15 protein-coding genes and 2 tRNA genes are annotated in these 17617 nt (G+C 63.3%); 15 read left to right on the forward strand and 2 right to left on the reverse strand.

Translation table 11 applies throughout. The features are described 5' to 3' along the window. Nucleotides 1-116 precede the first annotated feature (116 nt). The 3 genes from ACX80C_RS03480 to ACX80C_RS03490 all read left to right on the forward strand — a co-directional run bounded on the left by ACX80C_RS03480 (nucleotide 117) and on the right by ACX80C_RS03490 (nucleotide 1828). Complete coding sequence (locus ACX80C_RS03480) at nucleotides 117-500, forward strand: hypothetical protein (RefSeq protein WP_459324838.1); 384 nt, start codon at nucleotides 117-119, stop codon at nucleotides 498-500. 3 nt (nucleotides 501-503) lie between these two features. Continuing rightward, on the forward strand, nucleotides 504-1664 hold the full coding sequence (locus tag ACX80C_RS03485) for a PQQ-dependent sugar dehydrogenase (RefSeq protein WP_459324839.1): 1161 nt from the start codon (nucleotides 504-506) through the stop codon (nucleotides 1662-1664). 91 nt (nucleotides 1665-1755) lie between these two features. Next, a tRNA-Lys gene (locus ACX80C_RS03490) sits at nucleotides 1756-1828 on the forward strand. 94 nt (nucleotides 1829-1922) lie between these two features. Here ACX80C_RS03490 and ACX80C_RS03495 read toward each other — a convergent pair. Then, nucleotides 1923-2429: a MarR family winged helix-turn-helix transcriptional regulator gene (locus ACX80C_RS03495; RefSeq protein WP_167993532.1), complete on the reverse strand. Its 507-nt coding sequence runs from the start codon at nucleotides 2427-2429 to the stop codon at nucleotides 1923-1925. A gap of 149 nt (nucleotides 2430-2578) precedes the next feature. On the opposite strand from ACX80C_RS03495, the gene bcp reads away from it, so the two are divergent. From bcp to ACX80C_RS03555, 12 genes are all read left to right on the forward strand, one after another. Then, nucleotides 2579-3049, forward strand: coding sequence for a thioredoxin-dependent thiol peroxidase (gene bcp / locus ACX80C_RS03500; RefSeq protein WP_459324841.1), 471 nt, complete (start codon nucleotides 2579-2581; stop codon nucleotides 3047-3049). Between the two features lie 103 nt (nucleotides 3050-3152). Next, a tRNA-Leu gene (locus ACX80C_RS03505) sits at nucleotides 3153-3234 on the forward strand. Between the two features lie 218 nt (nucleotides 3235-3452). Then, entirely contained in the window at nucleotides 3453-4148 is a 696-nt protein-coding gene (locus ACX80C_RS03510; RefSeq protein ID WP_459325090.1) for a fasciclin domain-containing protein, read from the forward strand. Between the two features lie 228 nt (nucleotides 4149-4376). Continuing rightward, nucleotides 4377-6116, forward strand: coding sequence for an ABC transporter substrate-binding protein (locus ACX80C_RS03515; RefSeq protein WP_459324842.1), 1740 nt, complete (start codon nucleotides 4377-4379; stop codon nucleotides 6114-6116). A 103-nt stretch (nucleotides 6117-6219) separates the two neighbouring features. Then, the gene (locus ACX80C_RS03520) at nucleotides 6220-7716 is read left to right on the forward strand and encodes a malate:quinone oxidoreductase (RefSeq protein WP_459324843.1); all 1497 of its coding nucleotides are present in this window, start codon (nucleotides 6220-6222) and stop codon (nucleotides 7714-7716) included. 51 nt (nucleotides 7717-7767) lie between these two features. Continuing rightward, the gene (locus ACX80C_RS03525; RefSeq protein WP_459324845.1) at nucleotides 7768-10902 is read left to right on the forward strand and encodes an efflux RND transporter permease subunit; all 3135 of its coding nucleotides are present in this window, start codon (nucleotides 7768-7770) and stop codon (nucleotides 10900-10902) included. Nucleotides 10903-10911: 9 nt separating this feature from the next. After that, on the forward strand, nucleotides 10912-11865 hold the full coding sequence (locus ACX80C_RS03530) for a DMT family transporter (RefSeq protein ID WP_459324846.1): 954 nt from the start codon (nucleotides 10912-10914) through the stop codon (nucleotides 11863-11865). A 36-nt stretch (nucleotides 11866-11901) separates the two neighbouring features. Beyond that, nucleotides 11902-12984, forward strand: a complete 1083-nt coding sequence (locus ACX80C_RS03535) for an LLM class flavin-dependent oxidoreductase (protein WP_459324847.1) — start codon at nucleotides 11902-11904, stop codon at nucleotides 12982-12984. Continuing rightward, a complete protein-coding gene (locus ACX80C_RS03540; protein WP_459324848.1) occupies nucleotides 12977-13435 on the forward strand; it encodes a MarR family winged helix-turn-helix transcriptional regulator in 459 nt (152 codons plus the stop codon). The genes ACX80C_RS03535 and ACX80C_RS03540 overlap by 8 nt, the downstream gene beginning before the upstream one ends. Then, a complete protein-coding gene (locus ACX80C_RS03545) occupies nucleotides 13432-14352 on the forward strand; it encodes an oxidoreductase (RefSeq protein WP_459324849.1) in 921 nt (306 codons plus the stop codon). The genes ACX80C_RS03540 and ACX80C_RS03545 overlap by 4 nt, the downstream gene beginning before the upstream one ends. Before the next feature lie 219 nt (nucleotides 14353-14571). Then, nucleotides 14572-16215 (forward strand): HNH endonuclease signature motif containing protein, encoded by a 1644-nt coding sequence (locus ACX80C_RS03550; protein WP_459324850.1) that lies wholly within the window; start codon nucleotides 14572-14574, stop codon nucleotides 16213-16215. A gap of 207 nt (nucleotides 16216-16422) precedes the next feature. Then, complete coding sequence (locus ACX80C_RS03555) at nucleotides 16423-16614, forward strand: DUF2795 domain-containing protein (RefSeq protein WP_459324851.1); 192 nt, start codon at nucleotides 16423-16425, stop codon at nucleotides 16612-16614. A 190-nt stretch (nucleotides 16615-16804) separates the two neighbouring features. Here ACX80C_RS03555 and ACX80C_RS03560 read toward each other — a convergent pair whose 3' ends face one another. Then, complete coding sequence (locus ACX80C_RS03560) at nucleotides 16805-17587, reverse strand: hypothetical protein (protein WP_459324852.1); 783 nt, start codon at nucleotides 17585-17587, stop codon at nucleotides 16805-16807. Nucleotides 17588-17617: the final 30 nt, after the last annotated feature.

Consider the following 17617-nt stretch of genomic DNA (forward strand, 5'->3'; position numbering starts at 1 on the left):
CAGCCCCGAAAGGAGGTCGTAACGTCGAGAGCAGGAATGCACGTCTCGCACCGGCGAAAACCGCGCGGCGCGGTACGAAGAAAGCGGTAGAGCCGCGGTGCTGATGAGGGGCTGGAATGGACTCGCTGATCTGGGGCCTCGTGATCGCCGGAGCTGCTGTCGCAGTGCTCTGGTACCGCGGCAAAAAGGCCGGATCAACGGAGGCATCTCGATCAGAGAATGCCGCGCAGCGCAGCGATATCGCACAACCCGGCGACAGCGTGCAGACCAACGAAACCAACCGGCCTCCGGAAGCCGTGCCTCCTGCAGCAACGGCGCATGAGGCGGAAACCGACACGCAGGATCACGCGCCACTCGGTCAACCCGCTTCTCTATCAGAACAGCGCTTCATGGCCTGGGAGCTCAGCGATGGGGAACGGGTTGTTCAACCGTCGTCCCGCCGGGAAACAACGGCGACCGAGTCTGTCCGCCCGCCAGCGAACCCGGACCGGAGGAGCTGAGCCGTGCGGCGCCGTCGTCGTTCTCCGTTCCGAAGCGGACGCCGTGCCACGGGCCTGGCAGCAGCGGCGCTGGCATTTGCGATTTCCGGCTGTGATGCGGGCGCTGAACCCGCTCCGGAGTTCAGGGGCTCTGCGCCTGCGTCGCAAAGCACCGCCCCGGCCTCCACACCGTCAACTGCGTCCAGCGAACCGGCAACACCCTCGGCCAGTCCGACGATTCCGAACCTCTCGGTGGTGGGCGAGGTTGTAACGGGGCTCGGGGTGCCCTGGTCCATGGCGGTTTTACCCGACGATTCCGTGATCGTCACCGAACGGGAGACCGCGGAGGTCAAACGGATAGCGGATGGGCAGGTCACAGTACTCGGCGTCATTGGGGATGCGATCGAGGCAGGCGGAGAGGGCGGGCTGCTGGGGGTGGCGATCGGCCCGGACTTCGAAACGGATCCGCGGTTGTACCTGTATTACACGAGCCCGTCCGACAACCGGATTATCAGCGTTCCGTACACCAGTGACCGGCTGGGTGAACCGGAAATCATCCTGACAGGGATTCCAAAAGCCAATGTCCACAACGGCGGCAGGATCAAGTTCGGGCCCGACGGATTCCTGTACGCAGGGACGGGAGACGCTACCGATGCCGCGAGTGCGCAGGATCCCGCAAGTCTTGGCGGCAAGATCCTGCGCATCACCGCCGACGGGGAACCAGCGCCGGACAACCCCTTCGGCAACGCCGTCTACACGCTGGGACACCGCAATGTACAGGGGCTCGCCTGGGATTCCGAGGAAAGACTGTGGGCGAGTGAGTTCGGCCCCGACCAAGACGACGAACTGAACCTCATTACCAGCGGAAGCAACTACGGCTGGCCCGAGGTGACCGGCGCACCCGGGCGTGAGGAATATGTCGATGCGCAGGTGGTGTGGCCATCGCCTGCCACGTCCTCTCCGAGCGGCATCGCGATTGTTGACGACGTCGCCTACATCGGCGGACTTCGGGGCGAGCGGCTGTGGCAGGTACCACTCTTCTCCGGGGTCGCCGGTGAGCCGGTCAGTCACTTCGAGGACCAGTTCGGGAGGTTGAGGGACACAACTATCGGGCCGGACGGAGAGCTGCTGATTGCCACCAATGAGGGCGGCGGTTCGCGTATTGTGCGGGTGGAAATGCAGTAGCTCACATGCCTGCTGCGGATTTCGAGTTTCCCGCGGAGTGCTGGTAGAGTTTAGTGCTGTTGCGGAACGCCGGTAAGGCCGGATTTCGCAGGCACCTCTAGCTCAACTGGCAGAGCAATTGACTCTTAATCAATGGGTTCCGGGTTCGAGTCCCGGGGGGTGCACAGAAGAACAAGAACGCCTGATCCGGCGCCAACACCGGATCAGGCGTTCTTTGTTTAAAGTCCCGAAGATCCTCCTGCCCGCCCTCGGGTCAAGTTACGGGAGGGTGCCCTCTTCGACAAGGGACGACGTCGGCAGACCAGCTTGCGGGGCAGTGGTTCCCGGCACCTCGGCGGTCCAGTTCCACCGCGGCGCGCCGAGATCCCGAATGACCGCCTGCAGGTGGCTCCGCAATTCATCCGAGACGAGTCCGCCACCGGTTATGAGCGTCCGCTCAACGTCTTGGGCCTCGCCCAGGACGCGGCTGCCTTCGGCGGTGATGGACACCAGGTGGCTGCGGCGGTCCAGGTCATTGCGCGTCCTCGATACGTGGCCGCGCGTCTCAAGCCGGGAGAGCGTTTTACCCATGGTCTGGGCCTGCACCCGCACAATCTGCGCGAGGTTCGCCTGGGTCATCCCGCCCTGGCTCTCAAGGACACCGAGCGCAATCACCCCAGCATGGGTGATGCCGATGTTCACCAGGCGTTCGTTCCATGCGTGCTCCACCAACCGAGCGGCCGTCGTCAGCAGTCGGCCTGTAGGCCATTGCTCGAGATCCGGCATAAGCTAACAACTTCCTTCCGCCCCCTGCCACCTCGTGCAGCATCGCGTAGGGCACTTGAACCCATCCCCATATGATAGCTACGGCTTGCAGCTGTTGCTCCTGACAGTTGCGCTGTCGATGCACAAATGAGACCCATAGGAAGGCTCACATGTCAGAACGACTCAAAATCGGGGATCGTGCCCCCGACTTTACGCTTAACTCGGACGAAGGCACCAACGTATCGCTCGGCGATTTCGCGGGAGAGAACGTCGTCGTCTATTTCTACCCCGCTGCAGCGACGCCGGGCTGCACCACGCAAGCCTGCGATTTCCGCGACAGCCTCGCCTCGCTCACCTCAGCCGGCTACAAGGTAGTCGGCATCTCCCCCGACTCCGAGAACAAGCTCCGTTCATTCACCGAGAAGGAATCTCTGACCTTCCCGCTGCTCTCCGATCCGGACCATGCAGTTGCTGAGGCGTGGGGCGCATGGGGCGAGAAAAAGAACTACGGCAAAACCTACGAGGGGCTCATCCGCTCCACAGTCGTAGTGGATGCAAGTGGCAAGGTTGCACTGGCCCAGTACAACGTCAAGGCGACAGGGCACGTCGCGAAGCTTCGCCGGGACCTCGCTCTGGACTAACGGACCGTACGGCGTTCGCCTGAAGAAGCTGGACCGAAGGCGGGCCGAAGCTGCGTACAATGGATGGTGCGTCGCGCCCATTTCCGGCACTGACGCACCACCCGCGCGAGTGGCGAAATTGGTAGACGCGCTGGATTTAGGTTCCAGTGTCTTCGGACGTGGGGGTTCGAGTCCCCCCTTGCGCACATACAGAGGCCCGTAATCATGCGGGCCTCTCTTGCGTTATCAGGCACCCAAACACTGACGTGATTCAGATCACGGGGCACACGAGGACTTTTCTCAGGACAGTACCCATCCACTTTCCGAACACACGCGAATTACCCCTGAGACATCGACACGATGTTCAACCAAAGCAACTGACCATCGCGTTTGCGTGGGGGTCCTAGCAAAAGGAGAAATGGAAATGGAACTGTTCAAGCGCAGGAACCTATCCGTACTCGGTGTCGCAGCTGTAGCCATGTTTGGGCTGGCAGCATGTGGCGGCGGCGATGAGGCAGCAACAGATACCGAGACCACTGAGTCAACCACCACGGAAACCACCGAGGCGATGACTGACGAGCCTACCGAGGAAATGACTGACGAGGGCATGGACCCCGCAGCTTTGGTCGGCCCCGGCTGCGCTGACTACGCAGAAATGGTGCCGGACGGCGCCGGCTCCGTTGACGGCATGGCCCAGGATCCCGTAGCTACGGCGGCGTCGAACAACCCGCTGCTGACTCAGCTCACCGCGGCTGTATCGGCCGAGTTGAACCCTGAGGTCGACCTCGTTGACACCCTGAACACGGCAGAAGCGCTGACCGTTTTCGCTCCGGTTGACGAGGCGTTCGAGGCCCTCGACGAAGCAACTGTCGAAAGCCTGAGCACCGACGCCGACCTTCTCTCGGGCATCCTGACCTACCACGTCGTTGAGGGCCAGCTGGCTCCTGACGAGGTTGCAGGCACCCACACGACCCTCAACGGTGCTGAACTGACCGTCGAGGGCGAAGGTGACTCCATCACCGTCGGCGCTGACAGCGCAGCCGTGATCTGCGGTGGCGTCCAGACCGCCAACGCAACGGTTTACCTGATCGATTCAATCCTGATGCCTCCGAGCGAGTAATCAGCAACGGGTAATCAGTAACAAAGCTCCTGATTCGACTCCTCTAATCTGAATCAGGGAAAACGGCGGGTACCTGTACGAAAGTGCAGGTGCCCGCCTTTCCCATGTCCGCGACGACTTCGCACGGCGCGCCAGAGGGCGAAACATAACCAGCCTGCGTCCAGCCTTCTGTCCTACACTGAATACTCCGTCAAAATCCTGCCCAACTCACGCGCGCCCGAGGAGACCATGCCAACGAGCCCACCCCCCCGCCGTCGTGCGTTCCGGGCGTCTTTTGTGCGCCTGATCGCGGCAGCAGGAGTACTTGGGTTGACGGCCTGCACCTCCGCCACGCCGGTGCCAACACCAACGACGGCGACGGCGCCCGCCTCCAGTGAGGCGCCCGAGGTTGACGGGGATCCCACGCAGGCAACGTTCACGTTCGGCACCGCCGCGAATCCCACCGGCCTCGATCCGGCGCTTGTTGCGGACACGGAGTCGTACCGCATCACCCGCCAGATCCTTGAGGGCCTGGTCGGCATCGATCCGCTGACGTCCGAACCCGCCCCCCTGCTTGCGACATCCTGGGAAGAACGCGATGACGGTCGCGCCTACGCTTTCGAGCTCCGCAACGACGTCGTCTTCCATGACGGCGAACCCTTCAACGCTGAAGCCGTGTGCGCCAACTTCGAACGCTGGCACACCATGCCGGCCGGGACGCGGGAGCTCGACGCCACCATCTCCTTCCAGTCGGTGTTCAAGGCGTTCTCGGACGAGCCCGAAGATTCGGTCTACCAATCCTGCCAGCCGCTTGGTGAGTATGAAGTCCTGATCAGCCTCACTGGCCGGCACACCACCTTCATCCCGGCCCTGGCGCTCCCGGCGTTCGGCATGGCCTCACCGAAGGCGCTGGAGGAGATGGGCGCCAACGAACTCACAGTCGAACGGGACGGCAGGCGGCTCTCCGAGTTTGCCCTCAGCCCGGTGGGGACCGGTCCCTTCCGGTTTGAGAGCTGGTCGGGAGACGAGGTAACGCTCAGTGCGTTCGGGGATTATTGGGGCAATCCAGGGGAGATCCAGACCGTTACGTTCCGTACCATCCCGCACACCGACGCCCGGCTGCGCGCGCTGATCAGCGGCGAGATTGACGGCTATGACCTCGTCACCGTGGACAATGCGGCGGAACTTGCCCGTGAGGGGCAGCAGATCCTGCAACGGGATCCCTACTCGGTGCTGTATCTCGGCATGAACCAGGACTTCCCTGGAGTGGACGACATTCTTTTCCGCCAGGCGGTGGCGCACGCAGTGGACAAGAACGCGTTGATCGAGAGCCTCTTCCTCGAGGGAACGAGCCCGGCGAACCAGTTCATCCCGCCCAAGCTCGGCCTTCCCGTCGAGGACGTTGCCAACTACGAATATGACCCGGAACTTGCCCGGGAACTGCTCGGGGAATCCGGGTACACCGGTGAACCATTGCCGTTCCACTATCCGCGGAATGTCTCCAGGCCGTACCTCTCCTCGCCCGAGAAGGTTTATGCGGAGCTCAGCCGCCAACTCACCGAGGCCGGTTTCAACCTCCAGCCGGTACCCACCGAATGGTCTGAAGGGTACGTGGAGACCGTCCAGAATACGGATGACCGCGCGTTCCATCTGCTCGGCTGGAGCGGCAGTTACCAGGATCCGGACAATTTCGTCGGAGCGCTCTTTGGAAGTTACAGCGAAGAGTTCGCTTACCGCGACAACCAGCTCTTCAGTAAGGTTGCCCGTGCAGTCACGCTGCCTGACGGCGAGGAACGCACTGCGGCCTACCAGGACATCAGCCAGAGCATCGCCGATGATATACCGGCCCTCCCGCTTGCCTTCCCTGTTTCGGCCGCCGTTGTTTCGCCACGGGTCCTGAGCTACCCGGTGAGCCCCGTGATGCACGAAGTGTTCAACAACATCGACCTCGCCGATGTCGAACTGCCAACACCGGACGACGACGTCTGAGTGGGACCAGAATCACGCTCCAGCAGCAGCTCCCCAATTTAGGGAACGCCTCCGGCAGAGGCTACGCTTCTAGGGCTAGCGCCCTTGCTATTGGAGACTCATCTTGACTGCTGACAGCCAGGCGGGTAAGCCCGCGAACCACACTGACGTCGTTCTTATTGGCGGCGGTATCATGAGCGCCACACTGGGCTCATTCCTCAAACAATTACAGCCGGACTGGGGCATCACGCTCTTCGAACGGCTTGACCGCGCAGGGCTGGAAAGTTCCGACCCCTGGAACAACGCCGGTACCGGGCACGCCGCACTGTGCGAGCTCAACTACTCCCCTGCCGGCAGAGACGGCTCAGTTGATCCGGCGAAGGCCGTCTCTATCAACGAACAGTTCCAGATTTCCCGCCAGTTCTGGTCTCACATGGTCTCGAACGGCCATCTGGCCGATCCCGGCAGCTTCATCAACGCGGTTCCGCACATGAGTTTCGTGTGGGGCGAGTCCAACGTGGAGTACCTACGCCGCCGGTATGAAGCCCTCCGCTCACAGCCCCTTTTCAAGACGATCGAGTTCGCCACGGATCACGGCAGCATTGCCGAGTGGACTCCCCTGATCATGAAGGACCGCGAGCCGTCCCAGCCGGTCGCGGCCTCGCGCGTTGCAGGCGGAACCGATGTGGACTTCGGTTCCCTCACCCGCGGGTTGACCAGCTACCTGGGAGAGAACGACGTCGACCTCCGGTACGGCCACGACGTCACCGACCTTTCAAAGACCTCGCAGAACCGCTGGGATGTCACGGTCCGCAACCGCGCAACCGGGCAGCAGCACACCGTCAATACGCGCTTCGTCTTCATCGGCGCGGGTGGAGGCGCCCTGCACCTCCTACAGAAGAGCGGCATTCCGCAAGGACGCGGTTTTGCCGGTTTCCCTGTGTCCGGTCAGTTCCTACGGTGCACCAACCCGGTCACGGTGAACCAGCACAATGCCAAGGTTTACGGACAGGCTTCTGTCGGTGCTCCTCCCATGTCCGTCCCGCATCTCGATACCCGTTACGTCAACGGCGAGCGGTCCCTGTTGTTCGGACCCTATGCCGGCTTCTCCACCAAGTTCCTCAAGCGTGGCTCCCTGCTCGATCTCCCCACGTCCATCCGGCCTTCGAACCTGCTGCCTATGCTGGCGGTCGGCAAGGACAACATTCCGCTCACCAAGTACCTCATCTCAGAGGTCCTGAAGAAGCGTGAGGCAAAGAATGAGTACCTCAATGAGTTCGTCCCCTCGGCCGACGGAAACCGCTGGGAACTGATCACTGCGGGCCAGCGTGTACAGGTCATCAAGAAAGCACCCGGCAAGGGCGGCGTCCTGCAGTTCGGAACAGAGGTCATCACCTCCGCAGACGGCACCGTGGGCGCCCTGCTCGGTGCCTCTCCTGGAGCTTCGACGGCGGCCCCGATCATGATCGAGCTGATTCGTCGCTGTTTCCCCGGACAGCTTGCCGCCTGGGAACCGAGACTGAAGGAAATGATCCCCGGTTACGGTGCAAAGCTTAACGAGAATGAGTCGCTCGCCGAGGACATCCTGTCGATGACGGACGGGGTGCTCGGCCTCAAATAACCGCGGAGCCAACGGTAGTGAATGGCACGTTGCCCGCAGAAGGCAGAACCGATGTTCCGTTTGGCGCAGCTCTCGCTCGGCAACCGCGCCCTGATCGCCCTGATCACCGTCTTTGCTGCGGTGTTCGGGGTGATCACCATGGGATCGCTGAAGCAGGAACTGATTCCTTCGCTGGAGTTTCCGCAGATTACCGTGGTGTCCTCGCTCCCGGGCGCCGGCCCGGAATACCTCGACAAGCAGGTCAGCGAACCGCTTGAGAGCGCGCTGAGCGGCGTCGAAGGACTTGAATCCTCTTCGGCAACCTCACGGAACGGCGTTTCAACGGTCAGCCTGATGTTCGCCTACGGCACGGACCTCGACCGTGCCCGCGGTCAGGTGGACCGCGCAATCTCAACTGTCCGCCCGGTCCTGCCCGAGGACGTGGAACCACAATCATTGGCGGGAAGCGTCAACGATCTCCCGATCGTGTTCATGGCGGTGTCCTCCGATCAGCCGTTGAGCGAACTCGGCGAAGAACTGGCACGGCTCACTGTCCCACGTCTGCAGAAAGTGGAGGGTGTCCGCAGCGCCGAGATCACCGGCAGCGCCGAACAGAACATTTCAGTCCTCCCCCGCGAGGAGGAACTTGCCGCCCAGGGGCTGGTGATCGGCGACATCGTCGACGCACTGGAAAACAACGGCGAACTCTTTCCCGTCGGCAGTCTCGAGGAAGGGGAGCGGTCGCTCACCATCCAGGCCGGCAGCCCCGTTGAGTCCCTCGATGACATTCGCAGCCTCCCGATCCTTGGGGCTGTTGGGTCCCCCGCCGCCGGCGCACCGGATCCGGTAACTATCGGCGAGGTGGCGGAGGTGTCCATCGACGACGACGCCGCCACCTCCGTCACCCGGACCAACGGAGTTGAGACCCTTGCCCTGACGGTGACCAAAGTCCCCTCCGCCGACACCGTGGCCCTTTCCAACACCGTAACGGCGTTGATTCCTGAACTGGAGGCCGAGTTGGGCGACGCCGCCAACATCACCGTCATCTTCGACCAGGCGCCGTTCATTGAACGCTCCATTGCGGACCTCACCACTGAGGGTCTGCTGGGACTGGGATTCGCCGTCGTCGTTATTCTGGTCTTCCTGCTCTCAGCGCGCTCGACGCTGGTCACCGCGCTGTCCATTCCCCTGTCACTGCTGGTGACCTTTATAGGGTTGGCGGCAACCGGGTATTCCCTGAACATCCTGACCCTCGGTGCGCTCACTATCGCGATCGGGCGGGTGGTGGACGATTCGATCGTGGTGATCGAGAACATCAAGCGGCACCTGAGTTACGGCGAGGAGAAGCGTACGGCGATCCTCACCGCCATTCGTGAGGTTGCCGGTGCGATCACTGCATCGACGCTCACCACTGTTGCGGTGTTCGCGCCCATCGCGTTTGTCGGTGACCTTGCCGGCGAGCTGTTCCGGCCGTTCGCGCTGACCGTCACTATCGCGCTTCTGGCTTCGCTGGCAGTGTCACTGACCATTGTTCCGGTACTGGCGTACTGGTTCCTTCCGCGTGCCGTGGGCACTGTGGACGCGTTGGAGCAGCGGCAGCTCGCGGAAGGGAAGGAACAGCGGTCCTGGCTGCAGCGCGGCTACCTGCCCGTGCTCCGGGCAACTCAGCGCCATCCGGTGTGGACAGTTGTTGCGGGCGTGCTGGTCCTGGCCGGGACGGTGGCGCTGGTGCCGAACATGCAGACCAACCTGCTCGGCAACACCGGCCAGAACAGCTTCAGCATTACACAGCGGCAGGAGCCGGGCTCCAGCCTGGATAACACCATCACCGAAGCCGGACGCGTGGAGGAGGTCCTCGCCGACTTCGAGGAGATCCGCGATGTCCAGGTGACGGTGGGTAACGCGTCCGGTTCGCTTGGCGCACGCTTCTCTGCGGGAGCATCCACGGCGCAGTTCACCGTCACAACGGAGGAAGACGCGGACCAGACGCTCCTGCAGAATGAGGTCCGCACAGCACTTGCCGACCTCCACGATGCCGTTGATATCTCACTATCCAGCCAGCAAGGCGGCTTCGGCACCTCGAGCACGGTGGATATCAACATCACGGCTCCCGAACCGGACATCCTTGCGGAGGCCAGTGACGCCGTCGTCGCAGCCATGGAAAACGTTCCGGGCGCACGCGATGTGACAAGCAACCTGGCAGCCGCCCAGCCGCAGATCCAGATCAGCGTAGACCGGGCTGCAGCGGTACAGGCTGGCCTGAGCGAAGGGCAGATCGGCGCACTGCTTGGCGGCAGCATCAGCGCCATCCCGGGCGGAACCGTGCGCCTGGATGCCACGGACTATCCCATCCTGATCGGCGAAGGTACGGAAATCACGAGCCTCGATCAGTTGCGCAGCCTGTCGCTTCCGACCCCCGCCGGCCCCATCCCGCTTACCGAGGTGGCAACCGTCGAGGAGGTGCAGGTCCCGCTGACCATCACCAGTTCCAACGGTGAGCGGACGGCACGGATTTCGGTCACACCGTCCGGGGACAACCTCGGCGCATTGACCTCGGCCGTCACCGAACGGCTGGACGGCGTGGACCTTCCTGCCGGAGCAAACGCGACGCTGGGCGGAGCCGCCGAACAGCAGGCCGAATCATTCGGGCAACTGTTCCTGGCACTGTGGGCCGCCGTCGCGATTGTCTATGTGATCATGGTGGCAACGTTCAAGAGCCTGGTCCAGCCACTGATCCTGCTTGTCTCGGTTCCGTTCGCCGCCACCGGGGCCATAGCCCTGCTGGTGATCACGGGCATCCCCCTCGGATTGCCTTCGCTGATCGGCATGCTGATGCTGGTGGGAATTGTCGTGACCAATGCCATTGTGCTGATCGACCTGATCAACCAGTACCGGCGACCGCACAACGGTGCACCGGGCCTGAGCGTCAACGACGCGATCATCCGAGGCGCCCGGCAGCGCCTCCGTCCCATTTTGATGACGGCGCTCGCAACCGTCTTCGCGCTCACTCCGATGGCGCTGGGGTTGACCGGTGGGGGCGGTTTCATATCGCAGCCGCTCGCCGTCGTCGTCGTCGGTGGGCTGGTGTCCTCCACGCTGCTGACGCTGGTGCTGGTGCCGGTGCTCTACCGGCTGGTCGAAGGCCGGCGAGAAGCCCGAAATCCGATGTCCGATTCCCGCGAGCAGGAGCTGTCACTGCAGGGTTAGAGTCGGGGTATGACTCCCCCAACGAACGCCGGCCTCGTGCTGCGCTTCGTGTTTCTCGCCCTCGCCTGGGGTTGCAGCTTTCTGTTCATCAAGGTCGCGTTGGAGGGACTGTCGCCGGGCCAGGTGGTTCTCGGGCGGTTGCTCGTGGGCGCGCTCACGCTGGGCCTGGTGGTGTGCGTAGGCCGCATCGCCCTGCCACGGGGTTTGCGCGTCTGGGCCCACTTGCTCATCGTTGGACTGTTCCTCTGCGTCATCCCGTTTACGCTGTTCGCGGCGGCCGAGACCACCATTTCGTCGGGCTTGGCCAGCATCTATAACGCAACGACGCCGCTGCTGACCGCGCTGGTGGCCATCCTTGCACTGCCCGGTGAACGGCTGACGCCCAGGGCAGGTGCGGGGCTGGCGCTGGGTTTCCTCGGGGTGCTGGTGGTCGTCGGGCTACCGGGTTCAATGAACGACGACGGCGCCGGGCTCGCCGGGCAACTCATGTGCCTGGGCGCGACTGCCTGTTACGGAATCGGCTTCGTCTGGATCCGCCGGTTCATCAGTCCGCTCGGGCTCCCGGCCGCATCGGTGGCGTTCGGGCAGGTAGGTCTTGGCGCCGTCGTCGTGCTGGTCCTGACTCCCTTCACGGCGCTGCAGCCGGTGTCGCTGAGTGCGCCGGTGGTGCTGGCGGTCCTCGCGCTCGGGGCGCTGAGCACAGGGCTCGCGTACATCTGGAACACGCAGATCGTCGCGGGCTGGGGTGCAACGAGCGCCGCTTCGGTCACGTACCTCACCCCGTTGGTCGGGGTCCTTGCCGGCGTTCTTGTGCTGGGCGAGAGGTTCAACTGGAATCAACCCGTGGGCGGGGCCCTGGTGGTGCTGGGCGTGGTGCTGACAAAGGTATCTTTGCCCGCCTTGGGGCGGGCCCGTAGACGCAGGGAACAAATGCGGAAAGGCAGCGGTTACGGAGTACAGTAGATGCAAATGCATGTACTTCTATCAGGAGGAAATCCCATGCAGATCGGTATCTTCAGCGTCGGCGACGTGACTGCGGATCCCACCAACCGCACAACGCCCAGCGAACACGAGCGCATCAAGGCGATGATGACCATTGCCAAGCATGCCGAGGACGTGGGATTGGATGTCTTCGCGACCGGCGAGCATCACAACCGTCCGTTCGTGCCGAGTTCACCCACTACGATGCTGGGTTACATTGCCGCACAGACCTCCCGGATCATCCTTTCGACTTCAACCACGCTGATCACCACGAATGATCCAGTGAAGATCGCCGAGGACTACGCCATGCTGCAGCATCTTGCGGACGGGCGCGTAGACCTGATTCTTGGCCGCGGAAACACCGCGCCGGTTTATCCCTGGTTCGGCAAGAATTTCCAGGACAGCGTTGACCTTACGGTCGAGAACTACCACCTGCTGCGCAGGCTCTGGGACGAGGACGTGGTGACGTGGGAGGGCAAGCACCGCACTCCCCTGCACAACTTCACATCCACCCCGCGCCCTCTCGACGGCGTGGCACCGTTCGTGTGGCACGGGTCCATCCGGACACCGCAGGTTGCGGAGATTGCCGCCTACTACGGCGACGGCTTCTTCGCGAACAACATCTTCTGGCCGAAGGAGCACTACCAGCAGCTCATCTCGTTGTACCGTGAGCGTTATGCCCACTACGGCCATGGAACGCCCGAGCAGGCCATCGTTGGGCTCGGCGGCCAGTTCTTCATCCGACCGAACTCCCAGGACGCCGTGAACGATTTCCGGCCGTACTTCGACAATGCGCCCGTCTACGGTCACGGCCCATCCCTTGAGGATTTCACGTCGCAAACCCCGCTGACCGTAGGCAGCCCTCAGGAGCTAATCGACAAGACCCTTACGTTCCGGGAATTCTTCGGCGACTACCAGCGGCAGCTCTTCCTGGTGGATCATGCCGGACTTCCGCTGAAGACCGTACTGGAGCAGCTGGACCTGTTCGGCGCCGAGGTGCTGCCGACCCTGCGGAAGGAATTCGCCGAGCGGACGCCTGCCTCGATCCCCGCGGCGCCCACCTTCGAGAACCGTAAGGCCTCGGTGACCGCTGATGCCTGAACCCGGACTTGCGCCGCTGCGACTGACCGCCGACACCTGGGAATCGCTCTTCCGGGCCCAGGTGGCGGTGATGCGCAGGCTGCGGCGGGATCCGTCCTTCCAAAAACTCGCGCTCGGCGAGTACGACGTGCTGTTCAACCTGAGCCGCTGCCCCACCGGCTGGACCCGCCTGAATGAACTGAACAACCACCTCCTGATCAGCCAGCCGAGTCTCAGCCGCATGGTTGAGCGGCTCGAGGCCAAGGGATTGATCCAGCGCAAGCAGGCCCCGGAGGATCAACGGGGCGTGTTGTTGGCCCTGACGGAGACGGGTCGCGATCTGCAGCGGGACATCGGTGCTGCACACGTGCGCTGCATCCATGCGCTCCTGGGCCCGGTGCTCGACGAAGCTGAAATGCAGCAACTCCTCGCGCTGACCACGAAAATTCGACATTCGATGGAGTACAAGTGACATCTTCCAGTACCCCGCACCCGCAACGCCTCGACGGACGAACCGCCGTCGTCACCGGTGCGAACAGCGGGTTAGGACTGCGGACGGCGATCGAGCTGGCACGATGCGGAGCTTCTGTGGTCCTGGCGTGCCGCAGCGAGGAGCGCGGAACCGCGGCGCTGCGCCGGGCGGAGGCAGCCTCGGACGGCGGGAAGCTCGAGCTGAGGCTGCTCGACCTGGCGAGTCTCGAGTCCGTGCGTTCCTTCGCTGCGGACTGGTCCGGCCCGCTGGACCTGCTGGTCAACAATGCGGGCGTCATGGCGACTCCGCTCCGGCGCACCCCGGACGGCTTCGAACAGCAGTTCGGCATCAACCACCTCGGACACTTCGCTTTGACCGGCCTGCTGATGGATGCCCTCCGTCAGTCGCAGGCTCCCCGTGTAGTTACCGTTTCCTCCATTGCGCATAAGCGCGGGCGGATCGATTTCGACGATCTCAATGCGCACTCGCGATACCGCCCCTGGAAGGCTTACAACCAGAGCAAACTCGCCAATCTGCTGTTCACCATGGAACTGGACCGTCGGGTACGCGCAGCAGGCTGGCCGCTCCTGTCGGTTGCGGCTCATCCCGGGTTGTCGTCGACCAACCTCACCGCGGGAATGCGGGGCGCGGGTGTCCTGGACCTGCTGGGCGGCTTCTTTCGGGTTATGGGTCAGTCGGACGAGGCCGGCGCGCAACCCACCATCCTTGCCGCCACCGGGGATCAGGTACACGGAGGCGACTACTACGGCCCCGACGGTCCCGGGGAGACCCGTGGCGGGCCGGCGCTCGTTGCTCCCGCCCCGTCCGTTCTCGATGAGGTGACCGCGGCACGTCTTTGGAGCGTCAGCGAGGAGCTCACGGGCGTTGTGTATGCGGGGCTTCCAGCGGCGAGATAGGGCTACTTCGGCGGCTCACCGTCAGAGCCGGATGATGGACTGGCGTTATGAGTTCATCGGGAGGTTCGGCGCCGGGTTGGTGCTCCATCGTGTGCCCGGTAGAAATGTCACCGGCGGATGATGGACTGGGGTTATGAGTTCATCAGGAGGTTCCGCATCGGATTGGTGGTCGCTTGTGTGCCCGATGAGAATGTCACCGGCGGATGATGGACTGGGGTTATGAGTTCGTCGGGAGGTTCCGCGCCGGGTGCCGGATCAGCAGGCCCTGGGTTCGACGGCGCCGGGCCGGCAGGTGCCGCCTTCGACGGCGCCGGGTCGGCGGGGGTGGGTTGGGACGATTCAGGGACTGTCGGCCCCATCTGGGAGGGCACCGATGTGCCTGCTCCGGCAGGCCCTTGGGGGATGGTCGAACTCCCACCAGCCGGCGCTTTGGAGGAGCTTGGTGATGCGGTGACGACGCTGCAGTCTCTGAACGAGTTGCAGTGTTGGGCTGATGCGCAGAAGGCCCGGCTGGTGGATCGGATCCGGGAACTCTATACCCTCCAAGACCAAGACACCTCCACTTACCATCCATCACGGGCCGACGATGCGAAGGCCGATGAACTTGCCACGTCCCGTGCCGCCGCTGAAATCGGTGCTCTGCTACGGTTACCGGACCGGACAGCCACGGTTCTGGTCGAGCAGTCCCGGATGCTGATCCACCAGTACCAGCACACGCTCACCTCGCTGGAGGCCGGGAAGCTCTCCTGGCGGCACGCGATAACGGTCGCTGAGGAGTGCGGTGGCATCGCCGCTGAAGCAGCTTCGAAGTTCGAGAAGGACCTGGTCGAACGTGCTGAGCAGACCACGGTGGCGAAGGTCTCCCGGTTGGCGCGGGGCCTGCGGGAAGTTCTGCATCCCGAAGCCGCACCGGTCCGCAGGGCGCGGGCGATCACCGAGCGCAGGGTCGTCTTCGAACACGACCTTGACGGGATGGCCTGGCTCAGCGCCTACCTACCGGCAGAGCAGGCGTGCGGGATCTACCAGCGCCTCGACGCCGGAGCCCGCGCTTTACAGGCACCGGATGAGGAACGCACCCTCACCCAACTGCGGGCTGACGTGTTCGCCGATGTCCTCACCCACACCTGTGCCGGGGAACCAACTGCCGGTACCGGGTTCCGCGGCATCAACGCCACCGTGCACCTCACCGTCCCCGTCACCACCCTCCTGGACTACGGACGCACCAGGAATGCTCAAATACCGGGCGGTACCTTCGACGGCGAAGACACCAGCGCAGACACCGGGGACCAGAAAGACTCTGTTACTTTTCACCCCGGTTCACGCGACCCTGTTGGCGGTGACTCTGTTGCGGGTGGCTCCGTTGGCGGTGACTCTGTTGCGGGTGGCTCCGTTGGCGGTGACTCTGTTGCGGGTGGCTCCTTTGCCCGTGCTTCGATTGGGCGTACAGGCGGCTTCCCAGTGTTGGAAGGCTATGGCCCCATCGACGCTGACACCGCCGCGAGGCTGGCCGGGCACGCGCCGTCGTTCATGCGGATCCTGACCCACCCGGAAACGGGGGCAGCACTATCTATCGGGCGGGAAACGTACCGGCCGCCGAAACATTTACAGGACTGGGTGCGGATCCGGGATAAAACCTGCAGGCATCCGGGGTGTAACCGGGCCGCGTCGAGCTGCGAACTTGATCATACGATTCCCTGGCACCAGGGCGGAGGAACCTGCCACGGGAATCTTCAATGTCTATGCAGAAAGCATCACGCCCGGAAATCCGACGGCGGCTGGATGTACAGCCAACCCGCACCCGGCATTATTACCGCAACCTCACCAGCCGGGAAAATCTACACCAGCAAACCACCACCCTTCTGATTGGAGAAGGGGGATGCAGGAGTCGCCACCCCGCGAGTCCGCGCGGTGGGTTCCACGTGCGCACACACCAACCGTCTCCGCTGTGGCGTCAAGCGAATATGGCCGCGGCGCTTCATCAGCGCCTTAGGCCTCTTGAAGCCGACAGAATAGTAAGCATACTGTTGAACTTGTCATCGACAGCGCCCCTGGGGGCCAGAAAGGAAGATCATGGCAGATTCACCCAGCCCCATTGACATTCAGAAAGCCCTCGGCGGGGTTGACTACCCGGCAAGGAAGGACGATCTCATCAGCAACGCCGAACAGTCTGGCGCCGATGATTCAGTGGTGTCAGCGCTCAGGAACCTTCCAGACAAGGAGTACGATTCCCCAGCCGATATAAGCAAGGCCGTCTCCAGCTAGACACGCTTCAGCCAGACATGAGCAAGGCACCCCCAAGTTAGGCCGAGCCATCACGCGAGGTCAGGCGGGGCCATCACGCGAGGTCAGGCGGGGCCATCACGCGAGGTCAGGCGGGGCCATCACGCGAGGTCAGGCGGGGCCATCACGCGAGCGGCGAAGCGCATGCCCAGTCGGAGCCCGGCGAAATGAATCAGCTCGCAACCTGGAGCGAGGTAATCATCCGTCGGATCTGGTCGAAGTCTGTCTGGTCGAAGCGTTTCTGCGCATCCGCGATGGTGGGGAAGGACTCGGTTCCGGACCCCACCTGGGACGGGTCCAGCGCCGTCAGGGCAATGCGATCCCCGAACGAATACAGACCGATGTGTTCCGGACCCTGGACGGTGTTGAGGAGAACGCAGGCCGAATTTTCGGCACCGCCCACCACGTCAGTCACACCGTAGGAGCTGAAGAAGCGGAAGCCCTGGATGATCCGCAGGACGAAGCGTGGTTCAATCGATCCTTCAGCCTCGGCAGCCGAGGGGATGTCAACGGGCTCGCTGGCAAGGACTATGTAGGGGCTCGCGGCCTCCTGCTCACACTCGTCGCGGCGCGGGGTAATGCGCGTATGCAGCTCCGCCAAGGCGTCCCCATCCGCGTTCAGAACCTCGAAGTGCAGCCCCCCTTCTTCGAACCCGTCACCGGGATCCTCGATCGGTTCAACGGTCCAGTCCTCGGGTAGCTCGAAGCTCACCAGACGCTGCTCGTCCGTGAAGGCCACCCAGCCCTCCCCTGGAGCGGGACGTTCGGGCAGCATGGGAAGCGCCTCCGGCGTGGCACTCGTCGATACTGGAGCCGATGCACTCGCGGCGGGTTCCGAAGGCGCCGTGCTCGGCGGACGGTCACCGATAACGAAGTCATTGCAGCCGGACAACACGACCGCAGCCGCCACCATCATGCCCGCGCCCACAATCCGGATCTGCACTGGTTGTGCCATGATCAGCCCCTTTCGCTATGGCCCCGCCTC

The organism is Arthrobacter tecti (genome assembly GCF_054511355.1).